The organism is Gordonia iterans, from assembly GCF_002993285.1.
Classification (GTDB): Bacteria; Actinomycetota; Actinomycetes; order Mycobacteriales; family Mycobacteriaceae; genus Gordonia; species Gordonia iterans.
Genome location: NZ_CP027433.1, coordinates 3,907,356 through 3,920,534, shown reverse-complemented (window position 1 = coordinate 3,920,534; position 13,179 = coordinate 3,907,356). Strand labels below are relative to the sequence as shown.

Genomic DNA, 13,179 nt, shown 5'->3' with positions numbered 1-13,179 from the left:
GGCGGGGTGTCGTTCGAAGCGGTATTACCCGAAGTACTTTACCGTTCCAGATATGTGGTCTTTACGGAGAGTCCTGTTGACAGCGTTGCTGGTGGTGGTCGCACTGACCGGTGCCACGGCGTGCGGCAACGACGACGAGCCTGCGCGCCCGGGAGTCGCCTTGCCCGACGACTTCCCGGAGGCGCAGGTCCCGCTGGTCGACGGCGCCATCCAGAGTGCCGAGCGCCGGGACGACGGCTCGTGGTCGGTGACCGTGCAGGCCCCCGCGGGTGCGGGCGACGCCTACGACGACGCAGTGAAGAAGCTCACGGAAGCGGGCTACGTGGAGTCGAGCCGGATCGAGACCGGCCGGGAAAAGGGCGTGATGATGCAGAAGGAGGACGACGGGGCCACCTACTGGGTCACGGTCGGCATCACCGCCGCCGCGCAGGGCAGCCGGAACACGGTCCTCTACACGGTCACCCGGACCTGACCCGGGGTCCCGGGCCGTTTCGACACGGCTCCTTCGTCGCCTGCTCAACGAGCTGGTGGGGATGCTCTCGCCGGTTGAGGGTTCTTCGCTGGTGGGGCTGCTCTCGCCGGTTGAGGGTTCTTCGCTGGTGGGGCTGCTCTCGCCGGTTGAGGGTTCTTCGCTGGTGGGGCTGCTCTCGCCGGTTGAGGGTTCTTCGCTGGTGGGGCTGCTCTCGCCGGTTGAGCGTTCTTCGCTGGTGGGGCTGCTCTCGCCGGTCGAGCTGCTTCGCTGGTCGAGCGGAGTCGAGACCCCCGGCCAGGCTCAGTCCGGCGTGCGCTCGGGCCGGCGCAGCCGCAGCCGTGCCGATGACTTCCGCACCGGGATCACCCGGCGCCGGGTGCCGTCGGCCACCTCGGCACGGCGGTCGTCACGGCGCTGCAGGCGGCGGGCGCGCGACGAGTAGTCCCAGTACTCCGGGCGGGAGCTGACCCAGCGCTGCATGCGCCAGGCGAACGGGATGTGGGCCAGGTACGCGCCGACCAGCAGCACCATCAGTGCGTACGGGAAGGTGAACAGCAGCGCAGCCGCGGCGGCGACCACGATCAACACGGGTGCCACCGCGCGGGGGCGCAACTTGGCCGACTTGAAGCTGAGTGTCGGTACGCGGCTCACCGCGAGCAGCGCCACGAACACGAGCCAACAGCCGACGAACACCGGTCCGGTCCACCAGCCCGAACCGAACTGTTCGCCCAGCCCGATCGGCAGCAGCACCATCACGGCGGCCGCGGGAGCAGGCACCCCGACGAAGAAGTCTTTCGTGTAAGCGGGAGCTTCGTCGTCGTCGAGCAGGGTGTTGAACCGTGCCAGCCGGAGGATGATCGCCGAACAGTAGACCAGGGCCAAGCCCCATCCGATGCTCTGATCGAGGTCGGACTCGTCGCGCAGAAGGATGCTGTAGACCATCACCGCCGGCACCACGCCGAAATTGATCCCGTCGGCGAGCGAGTCGAGCTCGGCGCCCATCTTGCTGCTGGCATCCATCATCCGGGCGACGCGACCGTCGAGGCCGTCGAGGATGGCGGCCCCCACCAGCAGCAGCATGGCGAGGTCGACCCGGTCCGCGTCGGCGAAGCGCATGGCGGTCAGCGCCGCGCACAGCGCCAGGAGGGTCAGCGCCGAGGGCAGGATCAGTCGTCCCGACCTGGCCTGCACGCTGTCGTCGTCCGAACGACGTGTTCGGGTGCGACCGGCGACCGGGGGATCACGGCGCGTCCGGGCGCCGGCCGGCCGCCGGTTGCGGCGGACCCGGTCCCGGCCGGTCATCGCGGGAGTTCCGCGAGGACCGTCTCGGCGCCGACGGTGCGCTGGCCGACGGCGACGCGGGCGACCGTCCCAGCGGGCAGGTACACGTCGACCCGCGATCCGAAGCGGATCAGGCCGTAGGTGTCGCCCAGGGCGACCGGTTCGCCGGGACCGACGTCGCACACGATGCGACGCGCGACCAGTCCGGCCAGCTGGACCACGCCGAGCCGCTCCCCGGCTTCGGTCCGCAATCGCAGACAGGTCCGTTCGTTGCGTTCGCTGGCCTCGGGCAGGTCGGCGGACAGGAACTCGCCGGGGGTGTGCTTCACCGCTTCGACGACGCCGGAGATCGGGATGCGCTGCACGTGGACGTCGAACACCGACAAGAAGGTGCTGACCCGGGGCAGGGGGTGATCGCCCAGGCCGAGTTCAGCGGGCGGGATCGCCTCGTCGACCAGCGCCACGGTGCCGTCGGCCGGCGCGACTACTGCGCCCGGGGTGCTCGGCGGTACCCGAGACGGGTGCCGGAAGAACAGTGCACACGCCCCCGCGGCGGCCAGGGCGGGCCGCGCGATCCATCGGTGCCGGCGCCCGAGCACGGCTACCGCCGCGGCGCCGGCCACGAACGGCAGACCCTTCGGGTGGATCGGCGGGACCGTCTCCTGGACGAGGTCGATCAGGTGGGCGGGCCCGGTGCGGTCACCGGGCTGGGCGGGTCGTCGTGCCACCGATCAGGCCTCGACGGCGCGCTTGATCTTGCCGAGCGTCTCCCGCATGCCGGCCTGCAGCTCGGGCTCGAAGCTGTCGTTGCCACCGAAGACCTTGTCGACGAGAAACGCCGACAGCGCGCTGGTCTTGCCGTCGGCGGCGGTGCGGGACTCGGTCACGGTGACCCCTGCCTCGGTCGGCTCGATCGCGAAGCCCCACACGGTGTTGTTCTCGGTGATCTTCCAGGCGATCTTCTTGTTCGGTTCGAAGGCGACCACCTTGGCGGTGGTCGGCCAGAACAGCGGTCCACGACGGTTGAGGTTCGCGGTGCGGGTGCCCAGCTTCACCGGTCCGCCGAAGACGAACATCTTCTTGCACTGCGGGCTCCACTCGCCCATGCGCTGCAGGTCCGAGACCACCGCCCAGACCTGCTCGGGGGTGCCGGCGATCTCCACGGACTCTTCGATGAGAGGTGCGGCCATTGTCTTGCTCCTTGCGTCCGTCCGGTTCTGTGAACCGGAGCTCCTGAACCAGAACCCTATTCGACCGGGAGGCGGGGCGGGAACACGGTTCGCGGTCCGCCTCTCCCGCCGGTGCGGTCACGGGTGATTTCGACTCACTTCGTTCGCTCAATCATCGAAGGGGCTCGTTCGCTCAATCATCGAAGGGGCTCGTTCGCTCAATCATCGAAGGGGCTCGTTCTCTTAATCATCGAAGGGGGTCGTTCGCTTAATCGTCGAAGAGGGCTGTAGTTCGCTCGGGCCGCTACAGAGAGAGGGCGGCGGCGACGAAAAGTCCGATCGCCAGGAACACCACGGCGTTGAGCCACACGGCCGGGTTGTGCGCCGGGTCGTCGGCGTCGTCCTCGCCGTCGTCAGCGCCCTCCAGCAGCAGCGCACCCAGCTTGCCCGGGGTCAGCAGGTCGATCAGCACGAACGAGAACATCATGAGCGCGATGGTCGCCACGCCGTAGATCAGCACGTACACGATGCCGCGGCCCAGCGGGAGGTCGTGGCTCGCCGAGATACCCGCGGCCAGTGCGATCGTCAGGCCGAGCGCCTGCGACACGGCCAGGATCACCGCAGAGCGATTGCCCTCGGTCCAGATCCAGCGCCGCAGACTGCCCGGGGTCACCAGATCCAGCCCGATGAACCCGAGCACCAGCAGGCCGACGGCGAGCAGGCCGTACGAGGTGAGGTCGGCGAGGTCGTCGCGCAGCAGAGCGAGATCGTTCATGCGCTCACCCTAGCCTGCACGCAGGGGGTCTCGACTGCGCTCGACCGGCGTGGGGCGGTCTCGACTGTGCGCGCCCGGTGCGGGTCGGCTGAGCCGCGCTCGACCGGCGTGGCTCAGCCGACCGTGACCATGTCCCAGTCGCCCAGGTGCGACGAGAGCTCCGTCAGGTGCGCGTCGGCGTCGCCGAGGGTGTGCGCGATGGCGGTGAGGCGGCTGACGTAGTGCGCCACCGGGTATTCAGCGGTGACGCCGATACCGCCGTGCATCTGAACGGCTTCCTGGCCGATGAGCCGGCCGGACCGGCAGATCTGCAGCTTGGCCCGCGATCCGGTGATCTCCTCGGCGCTGCCGTCGTTCAGGGCGGCGGTCAGGTAGAGGCTCATGCTGCTTGCCAGTTCCAGCGCCACGTACATGTCCGCGGCACGGTGGGTGAGCGCCTGGAACGTGGCCAGCGGGACACCGAACTGCTTGCGCGACTTGAGGTATTCGGTGGTGAGCCCCAGCGACTTAGTCATCGCGCCGACGGCCTCGGCGCACAGGGCGCTCTGCTCGATCAGTGCGACGTCGTCGATCACGCTGTCGGCCGCCGCGTCGCCGAGCCGGATGCCCGGTGCATCGGAGAACGTGATCTGGGCGCCGCGACGGCGATCGTGCGTCCGGTATGCGGTGCGGACGACCCCGGGAGCGTCGGCCTCCACCAGATACAGGCCGACGGCGCCGTCGGCATCCCGCGCGGACACGACCAGCACGTCGGCGCAGTCGCCGTGCGGCACCAGCGGCTTGGTTCCGGAGATCTTCCCGTCACGGACGGCGGTGGCCACCGCGTACGACGGCCAGCGGTCGCCCTGCTCCAGATGGGCGAAGGCGGCGAGGCGTTCGCCGCTCGCCAGCGCGCCGAGGACCTCCTCCTTGACGGAAGTGTCGGCGCCGGAGCGCTCGATCAGCAGTCCGGGCACCACGACCGAGTCGAGGAAGGGCTCGGGCGCCAGGGAAGCGCCGAACTCGCTCATCACGGCGGACAGTTCTTCGATCCCGGCGCCGAAACCGCCGTGCGCCTCGTCGAACACCAGCCCGAGGAGGCCGATCTCGGCGAGGGACTTCCACACGTCCCGGCTCCAGCCGAGCGGGGTGTCCGTCACGGCGCGGAGAGTCTCGATGTCGTAGGTCTTGGCCAGCACGTCGCGCACGGTGTCGCGCAGCATGATCTGCTCGTCGGAGAGCTCGAAATCCATGGTGATCCTTTTCAATGGTGCTGGGCTACAGCCCGAGCACGGCCTTGTCGATGATCTGGCGCTGCACCTCGGAGGAGCCGCCGTAGATGGTCACCTTGCGGTAGTTGAGGTACTCGGGCACCGAATGCCGGGCCCAGTCGGGGGTCAGTGCCGCCTCGAGTTCGGCCTCCGGGTCGACCGGTGCCACCGGCAGCGACGCCGGGCCGGCGAGATCGGTCAGCAGTTCCAGTGCCTCCTGCTGCAGCTGCGAGCCACGGAGCTTGAGCAACGACGACGCCGGGTTCGGCTTGCCGTCGGCGGACGAGGCGACGACGCGCAGCTGAGTCACCTCCAGAGCCAGCAGCTCGTTCTCGAGACCGGCCAGGCGTGCGGCGAAGAGCGGGTCGTCGAGCATGGTGCCGCCGCCGGCGCGCGGCGTCTCCGCCGCCAATCGCTTGGCCTTGGCGAGCTTGGTCTTGGTCCAACCGACGCGGGCGATCCCGGACCGCTCGTTGCCGAGCAGGAACTTGGCGATGGTCCAGCCCTGGTTCTCCTCGCCGATGAGGTTGGCGACGGGGACGCGAACGTCGTTGAAGAACACCTCGTTCACCTCGTAGCTGCCGTCGATCAGCTCGATCGGCCGGAGTTCCACGCCGGGGGTGTCCATCGGGAAGACGACGAAGCTGATGCCTGCCTGCTTCTTCACATCGGGGTCGGTGCGGACCAGGCAGAAGATCCAGTCGGCGAACTGGCCGAGGGTGGTCCACGTCTTCTGCCCGTTGATCACGTACTCGTCGCCGTCGCGGACCGCGCGGGTCTTGAGTGAGGCGAGGTCGCTGCCCGCTTCGGGCTCGGAGAAGCCCTGGCACCACCAGATGTCGAGATTCGCCGTCTTCGGCAGGAACTCTTCTTTCTGCTCCTGGCTGCCGAAGTGCGCGATCACCGGGCCCACCATGCCGGCGTTGAACGGGAGCTGGTCGGGCACGAAGTTCAGCGCCATCTCCTCCCGGAAGATGTGGTGCTGCACCGGAGTCCAGTCCTGGCCGCCCCACTCGACGGGCCAGTGCGGCACCGCGAGCCCCTTCTCGTTGAGGATGCGCGTGGTGGCCACGACGTCGTCGGGGTAGATCAGTTCGCCGGTTTCGCAGCGGTTCCGGATCTCTTCGGGGACGGCGGTGGTGAAGAACTCGCGGAGCTCGGAGCGGAACGCTTCCTCTTCCGGGGTGAATCGCAACTGCATACGTCAGTCTTACCTCATTGACCGAACGTTCGTACGGGCGGGCGCGAGGAGAACTCGACACGCGCTATTGTCAGGTGAATGAAACGCGTTCATGCCTTCGCCGACGACGTGCTCGGCGATCTCGACGCCGTGGGGATCGCTCGCGCGATCGCCTCCGGCGATTTCAGTGCGGCCGAGGCCTCGGAGGCCGCCGCGCGGCGCATCGACGGGGTGAATCCGGAGATCGCGGCCGTCGCCTTCGACGACCGGGAACGAGCGCTGGTCCGGGCCAGGGAGAACGGCTTCTCCGGCGTGTTCGCCGGCGTGCCCACCCTGATCAAGAACAACACCGCGTACGCCGGCCTGCCGACGCAGCAGGGTTCTGCCGCGATCCCGCCCCGGCCGGCGGCGAGCCACGAGGCGTTCACCGAGGAGTTCCTCGGTACCGGCGTGAACATTCTCGGTGCGACGACGATGCCGGCGTTCGGGCTGACCGCGACCACCGAGTTCGCCGACCGGGCACCGACCCGCAACCCGTGGGACACGGATTACTCGTCCGGGGCCAGCTCGGGCGGGTCTGCGGCGCTGGTCGCCGCCGGTGCGGTCCCGATCGCGCACGCGAACGACGGCGGCGGCTCGATCCGCATCCCGGCGGCGGCCTGCGGATTGGTGGGACTCAAGCCGAGCCGCGGCCGGACCGCGGGTGTGGCGACGGCGTCGAACGCGCCGATCGACTTGGTCTCCAACGGGATCGTCTCGCGTTCGGTACGGGACACCGCCTACTTCCTTTCCGACCTGGAGCGGCTCCGGCGGGTCGACGGCTTCGATCCAGTCGGGTTGGTCGAAGGGCCGGGGCGGCGCCGCCTCCGGGTCGCGATGATCACCGATCCGCTGACCGGTCAGCCGCTGGACCCCGACACCCGCCGCGAGGTCCACGCGGTGGCCGATCTTCTCGAGGAACTCGGCCACCGGGTGGAGACGGTGCCGATCCCGGTCGATCGCTCGTTCATCGACCATTTCACCAACTACTGGGCGCTGCTGGCGTTCTCGCTCGACCGCTTCGGCGGAAAACTTCTCGATCCGGAGTTCGACCGCGGAAAACTCGACCCGTTCACGCGAGGCCTGTCCCGCAAGTTTCTGCGGAACTTCTACAAGACGCCGTCGACCCTCATCGGTCTCAAGCGGGCCACGGCGAAGTTCCGTAAGGCCTTCGACGACTACGACGTGATCCTCACTCCGACCCTCGCCCACCAGACTCCCGAGATCGGCTACCTGGATCCGGACGGCGACTTCGACGAGATCTTCGACCGTTTGGTGCGCTATGTCGCCTTCACCCCCGCGGACAATTCGTGCGGCACCCCGGCGATCTCCCTGCCGCTCGGCAGTTCGTCGGCCGGCATGCCGATCGGCATCCACTTCTCCGCCGACCGCGGCGGCGAGCGCACCCTGCTAGAGCTGTCGTACGAACTAGAGGAAGCCCGGCCGTTCGCGCGGATCCAGGACGCCTGACCGGCGCACACCGGATGCCCGCCGACGTATCCGGTGACGCGCCAACCGGAGAACCCGCCGTCGCGCATCAGCTTGTCACCGGGCAGGATCCGGCGACTGATCGTGAGGAGGAGGGTGACCGCGAGCTCGGCGGTCGACGCGATCGAGTCGTGTGTCGGGGCGTTGGTGACGGCGATCCCGCGCCGGCGGCAGGCGTTGAGGTCGATGTTGCTGAATCCGTCGCCGACGTTCGCGATCAGCTCCAGCTTCGGCGCCGCGTCGATCACCTCGGCGGGGACCTGCACGTCCACGGCGCTGATGAGGGCTTCGGCGTTCGCGACGGCGTCGATCAGCTGGTCGGCGACGATCTCGTCGGCCGATGCCCAGCTTCGGTAGTCGATATCGGCGGCGTCGAGACGGGCGAGCGCAGCGGGCGGGAGGGCGGTGGCGAGGTAAACGGTGCTCATGGTCCGGACGATGAACCAACAGTGCCGTCGTCCGCAGACGTCCTGCGCACGACGGCACTGTTCTCACCGTGCCAGTCCTGAATCAGTGCGAGATGGCCTTCTCCGCGCCGACACCGGTGAGCGAGCGGACCTCCATCTCGGCGCGGCGGGCCACGTCGGGGGTCTCCCGCGAGGTCAGCGTGCCGACGATGCCGAGTAGGAAGGCTGCCGGGATGGACACCAGGCCGGGATTGGCCAGCGGGAACCAGGCGAAGTCCATGTTCGGGAGCATCGAGTTGGACTTGCCGGACACGGCCGGGGAGAACACGATCAGCACGATCGTGATCGACAGGCCGCCGTACATGCTGAACAGGGCGCCGCGGGTGTTGAACCGCTTCCAGAACAGCGAGTACAGGATGGTCGGCAGGTTCGCCGAGGCGGCCACCGCGAAGGCCAGCGCCACCAGGAAGGCGATGTTCTGGTCCTTCGCGAGAATGCCCAGGACGATCCCGATGATGCCGAGCACCACCACGGTGTAGCGCGAGACGCGGACCTGCTCCTCCTCGGAGGCGCCGTTCTTCTTGATCACCGACGCGTAGATGTCGTGGGCGAACGACGCCGACGCGGTGATCGCCAGGCCGGCGACGACGGCCAGGATGGTCGCGAACGCCACGCCCGCGATCAAGCCGAGCAGGACCTCACCGCCCAGGTGCAGTGCCAGCAGCGGCGCCGCGGCGTTCTGCTTGCCGGGAGCGGCCATGATGGTCTCCGGGCCGACCAGCGCCGCGGCGCCGTATCCGAGCACCAGGGTGAACAGGTAGAACGCACCGATCAGGCCGATGGCCCAGACCACGGACTTGCGGGCTTCCTTGGCGGTCGGCACCGTGTAGAAACGCATGAGCACATGCGGCAGACCCGCGGTGCCGAGCACCAATGCCAGACCCAGCGAGATCAGGTTGATCTTCGAGGTGAAGTCGATGCCGTACTGGGCGCCCGGTGCCAGGATGTCTACCTCGGTGCGCTCCTGGGCCATGCCGAGCAGCTTGGACAGGTTGAAGTTGATGCCGTTGGACAGCATCACCCACACGGTCATGACCGCGGTGCCGGCGATCAACAGGACCGCCTTGATGATCTGCACCCAGGTGGTGCCCTTCATGCCGCCGATCAGCACGTAGGTGATCATCAGCAGGCCGACGACGGTGATGACCGCGGCCTGTCCGGCGTCGCTCTGGATGTTCAGCAGCAGCGCCACGAGGGCGCCGGCGCCCGCCATCTGGGCGAGCAGGTAGAAGATCGACACCGTCAGAGTGTTGATCGACGCGGCCAAGCGCACGGGACGCTGCTTGAGCCGGAAGCTCAGGACGTCGGCCATGGTGAACTTGCCGGTGTTGCGCAAGAGCTCGGCGACCAACAGCAGGGCGACGAGCCAGGCGACGAGGAAGCCGATCGAGTAGAGGAATCCGTCGTAGCCGTAGATGGCGATGGCACCCGCGATGCCGAGGAAGCTGGCGGCCGAGAGGTAGTCGCCGGCGATCGCGATGCCGTTCTGGGTGCCGGAGAAGCCGCGGCTGCCGGTGAAGAACTCGGACGCGTTGCTCGTGCCGACGCGACTGACCTTGATGACCACGATCAGGGTCACGATCACGAAGGCCACGAAGATCATGATGTTCAGGGTGGCGTTGCCGGTGTCGACGTCCTGGGCGTCGGCGAGGAGGTGGTTCATCGCACGCCTCCCACAGCGGCGTCGGCCTCACGGGCGTAGGTGCCGTCGTCGAATCCTTCGCGGACCACTTCGGCCTCGGGGTCGAGGCGGTGGTTGGCGAACCAGATGTAGGCGCCGGTGATGGCGAACGTGGTGACGAACTGCAACAGGCCCAGGATCAAGCCGACGTTGATGTTGCCCCACACGGGCGTTCCCATGAAGCCCGGCGCGAAGACGCCGAGTACCAGGTACAGCCCGTACCAGGTCAGGAAGAACGCGGTCATCGGGAACACGAAGTTGCGGAGCGTCTTGCGCAGACGCTGGAACTCCGGGCTCTCCTGCGCGGCGATGAACTCGTCGGCGCCGGGGGTGCTGATGTGCCCAGGCTGTGGCGGATGTTCGGATGCGGTAGTCACTGGCGACCTCCTCGATGCGTTGCCGCGCGCGGGCGGCCTTGCTAGAAGGTTCGGGGAGATCCAGTTCACATGCCAGAGAAAATGTGACCTGAACGACGAGTACCGCCCGTCGTGCGGTGAACGGTAGCCGCACGCGGGCGAACGGCAAGCGGTCGAGCTGACCGTACTGTGACGTACGGCCGCGGCCCGGGAGTCGCGGCACGCGGCCACTTGGCGTTTCGGGACTGAGGCATCCGGCTGGGCGCCGAGCTACGTCACAGTAGGGACAGTGCGGCGGCGGCGCGCGCGAGGAAGTCGTCGACCTCGTCTCTGCGATAGCCGCGTCTGCCGAAGCCCGGCGGACCGAAGACCGCCTCCTGCACCGCGCCGGGAGTGAGCCACGACAGCGCGGGATCGGCCGGATCGCGGAACTTGGCCTCGAGGGCGTCGAGGAAGTCGTCGACCTGGTCTTCGTTGTATCCGCTCCGGCCGAAGAGCGGTTTGCCGAAGGTGGCGTCCCGGATGTCGGCGGCCGTCAGTCCGGCGGAGGCGTTCGCTCCGGCGGACGCCTGTCGTTCTTGATCGACCGGGACCTCGGCGACCAGGTCCGCCAGGTCGTCGGCGCACTGGCCGAGGAAATCGTCGACCTCGCCGGGGTGGTAGCCGCGCTGTCCCATCGGCGGTGCGCTGAAACTCACCTGTCGAACCTGATCGGGCGTGAGGTGCGCCAGGGCGGGATCGGCCGGATCGCGGAACTTGGCCTCGAGAACGTCGAGGAGCTGGTCCACCTCGTCTTCGGAGTAGCCGCGCTGGAGGACCGGCGGCTTGAAGAAGGCGATGTGGTGGACGTCGTCGGCGGTGAGTCTGGGGTAATCGGAACTCATGGGGTCATTCTTCACGGTGGACGCTCAGTCGCCGGCGGGGGCCCGTTCGAGGCCGAGTCCGAGGCGTTCGGGCAGATGCATGCGCGCGAACACCGTGGGGACGTCCGGGCGCACGGTGCGACGGGTCGCCACAGAGACGGTGACCATCGTCGCGAAGGTCAGCGGCACGGTGACCGCCGCCGGAAATGTCGCGATGGCAGCCGGCCACCCGTCGGTGAACCAGAACACTCCGGCTACCACGGCCGCGGCCGAGGTGATCGCCCCGACCGTCAGGCCGGCGATCGCCCCGGCCGCGGTGAGTCCGCGCCACCAGATGCCGAGCACTAGCAGCGGGCAGAGGGTCGCGGCCGAGACGGCGAACACCAGACCCACCGAGCGGGACAGTTCCAGGGTTCCGGCGGCCAGCGCGAGCCCGATCGGGACCAGCCCGCCGAGCACCGCGCAGAACCGGAAGCTGCGCACCCCGGACGGCAGCAGGTCCGTGGACACCACGCCGGCGATGCTGATCAAGAGTCCGGAGGCGGTTGCCAGGAACGCGGCGATGGCGCCGGCCGCGACCAGTGCGACCAGCAGTTCGCCGCCCAGTCCACCGGCCACCGAGGACGGGATCATCAGCACCGCGGCGTCGGCGGTGCCGGTGGCGAGCACCTGGGGCACGTACACGCGTGACAGCACGCCGAGCACCGTGGGGAAGAGGTAGAAGCCGGACAGCAGCACGATCACGGTGAGCGCGGTGCGCCGGGCGTCCGCCCCGGTCCGATTGGTATAGAACCGCACCAGCACGTGCGGCAGTCCGAGTGCGCCGAGGAAGGTCGCGAGCATCAGCGACAGGACCTGGTACAGCGGGTGATCGCCGCCGAGACCGCCGCCCGAGCGCGTCCACTCGGACCCGGTCTGCGGCGCGTCGGACACGACGGGGGTGGCCGCGCCCGCGTCGAGCAGGATCGTTGAATCCTGGCCGATGACGTGGGTTCCCGCGGACAGCGGCGCGTCGTCGAGACGCGTGCCGTCGACCGTTCCGGTGACTCGGACGCCCGAGGGATCGGCGACGGTCACCGAGACCTCCGTGGTGACCTCGACGGAGGTGGCCGTCGAGACCCGGGCGGGGAGGGGGTCGCCGAGGTCGGACGGGTTCGACGCGAAATGCAGGACGACGACCAGCGCGGGCACCGCGATCGCGGTGAGTTTGAGCCAGTACTGGACCCCCTGGGCGAAGGTCACCGAACGCATGCCGCCGCTGACCACGTTGACGATCAGTGCACCGCCGACCAGCACCACGCCGACCCAGCCGGGAAGGCCCAGCAGAATATTCAGCGTCAGACCCGCGCCTTGCAGCTGAGGGAGCAGGTACAGGACGCACACCAGCACCACGACGACCATGGCGACACGGCGGGCCTGCAGGGAGCCGAGCCGAAACTCGGCGAAGTCGGGCACGGTGTACGCACCCGAGCGGCGTAGGGGCGCGGCGACGAACAGCAGCAGGCCCAGATACCCGGCGGTGAAGCCGATCGGGTACCAGAGCGCGTCGGCGCCGTATTTGGCGACGAGGCCGGCGACCCCGAGGAACGACGCGGCAGAGAGGTACTCCCCGGAGATGGCGGCGGCGTTCCAGCGGGCGCCGATGCTGCGGGAGGCCACCAGAAAATCGGACGTCGATCGGGCTCCGCGGCCGCCGTACGCGCCGATGGCGACCGTGCCGACGGTGGCGATCGCCACCGCGACGACGATGAGTGCTGATCCCGTGCTCACGTCGGACCGCGTTCTTCGTCGTCCATCAACTGCATGAAGTGTCGTTCCGCCTGCTCGGCGAGCCGGATGTAGAGGCGTCCGGCGAGATAGAGGATCGGGTAGGGGAGCAGGCCTAGCACGATCCAGTTGATCGAGATCCCGAAGAGCGTCGCGGCGGCGAAGCCGTCGACCCACAGGCCGATCAGGGGGATGGCGACGAACAGGGCCGCCACCGCCAGTCCGATCCGCAGCGCCAGTCCCAACTGGGCGCGGACCAGTTCGCCGACCAGATGCTCGCCGACCTCGGTCTGCTCGGTCACCTCGGCCCGAGTCCGGACCGGCCGCGCGCCGCGCCGCTGCGACAGCACGACGCGCTCGCGGCGTGGGGAGTCGGGGGTCATGGACGGCC

General features: G+C 68.7%; 13 protein-coding genes and 1 pseudogene. 2 read left to right on the top strand and 12 right to left on the bottom strand.

Annotated features, from left to right (window positions below):
- Positions 1-76 precede the first annotated feature (76 nt).
- Positions 77-472, top strand: coding sequence for a hypothetical protein (locus tag C6V83_RS17735; protein ID WP_159067558.1), 396 nt, complete (start codon positions 77-79; stop codon positions 470-472).
- A gap of 300 nt (positions 473-772) precedes the next feature.
- Here C6V83_RS17735 and C6V83_RS17730 read toward each other — a convergent pair whose 3' ends face one another.
- The 6 genes from C6V83_RS17730 to C6V83_RS17705 form a co-directional block, all read right to left on the bottom strand.
- The gene (locus tag C6V83_RS17730; protein WP_105943527.1) at positions 773-1,774 is read right to left on the bottom strand and encodes a CDP-alcohol phosphatidyltransferase family protein; all 1,002 of its coding nucleotides are present in this window, start codon (positions 1,772-1,774) and stop codon (positions 773-775) included.
- Complete coding sequence (locus C6V83_RS17725) at positions 1,771-2,481, bottom strand: phosphatidylserine decarboxylase (RefSeq protein WP_105943526.1); 711 nt, start codon at positions 2,479-2,481, stop codon at positions 1,771-1,773. The genes C6V83_RS17730 and C6V83_RS17725 overlap by 4 nt, the downstream gene beginning before the upstream one ends.
- 3 nt (positions 2,482-2,484) lie before the next feature.
- Positions 2,485-2,943, bottom strand: a complete 459-nt coding sequence (locus C6V83_RS17720; RefSeq protein WP_105943525.1) for an SRPBCC family protein — start codon at positions 2,941-2,943, stop codon at positions 2,485-2,487.
- 283 nt (positions 2,944-3,226) lie between these two features.
- On the bottom strand, positions 3,227-3,697 hold the full coding sequence (locus tag C6V83_RS17715; protein ID WP_105943524.1) for a DUF350 domain-containing protein: 471 nt from the start codon (positions 3,695-3,697) through the stop codon (positions 3,227-3,229).
- Between the two features lie 113 nt (positions 3,698-3,810).
- Complete coding sequence (locus C6V83_RS17710) at positions 3,811-4,929, bottom strand: acyl-CoA dehydrogenase family protein (RefSeq protein ID WP_105943523.1); 1,119 nt, start codon at positions 4,927-4,929, stop codon at positions 3,811-3,813.
- Between the two features lie 25 nt (positions 4,930-4,954).
- On the bottom strand, positions 4,955-6,148 hold the full coding sequence (locus C6V83_RS17705) for an acyl-CoA dehydrogenase family protein (RefSeq protein WP_105943522.1): 1,194 nt from the start codon (positions 6,146-6,148) through the stop codon (positions 4,955-4,957).
- 78 nt (positions 6,149-6,226) lie between these two features.
- On the opposite strand from C6V83_RS17705, the gene C6V83_RS17700 reads away from it, so the two are divergent.
- Positions 6,227-7,636, top strand: a complete 1,410-nt coding sequence (locus C6V83_RS17700) for an amidase (RefSeq protein ID WP_105943521.1) — start codon at positions 6,227-6,229, stop codon at positions 7,634-7,636.
- Positions 7,637-7,647: 11 nt separating this feature from the next.
- Here C6V83_RS17700 and C6V83_RS18850 read toward each other — a convergent pair.
- From C6V83_RS18850 to C6V83_RS17665, 6 genes and pseudogenes are all read right to left on the bottom strand, one after another.
- Positions 7,648-8,082, bottom strand: a pseudogene (locus C6V83_RS18850) (hypothetical protein); the annotation flags it as partial.
- Positions 8,083-8,164: 82 nt separating this feature from the next.
- On the bottom strand, positions 8,165-9,784 hold the full coding sequence (locus C6V83_RS17690; RefSeq protein ID WP_105943519.1) for a solute symporter family protein: 1,620 nt from the start codon (positions 9,782-9,784) through the stop codon (positions 8,165-8,167).
- Positions 9,781-10,179, bottom strand: coding sequence for a DUF485 domain-containing protein (locus tag C6V83_RS17685; RefSeq protein WP_199832551.1), 399 nt, complete (start codon positions 10,177-10,179; stop codon positions 9,781-9,783). Before C6V83_RS17685 ends, C6V83_RS17690 begins: the two co-directional genes overlap by 4 nt.
- A gap of 254 nt (positions 10,180-10,433) precedes the next feature.
- On the bottom strand, positions 10,434-11,042 hold the full coding sequence (locus C6V83_RS17680) for a DivIVA domain-containing protein (RefSeq protein ID WP_159067557.1): 609 nt from the start codon (positions 11,040-11,042) through the stop codon (positions 10,434-10,436).
- 24 nt (positions 11,043-11,066) lie between these two features.
- Positions 11,067-12,791, bottom strand: a complete 1,725-nt coding sequence (locus C6V83_RS17670) for a sodium/solute symporter (RefSeq protein ID WP_105943518.1) — start codon at positions 12,789-12,791, stop codon at positions 11,067-11,069.
- A complete protein-coding gene (locus C6V83_RS17665) occupies positions 12,788-13,171 on the bottom strand; it encodes a hypothetical protein (protein WP_105943517.1) in 384 nt (127 codons plus the stop codon). Before C6V83_RS17665 ends, C6V83_RS17670 begins: the two co-directional genes overlap by 4 nt.
- Positions 13,172-13,179 lie beyond the last annotated feature (8 nt).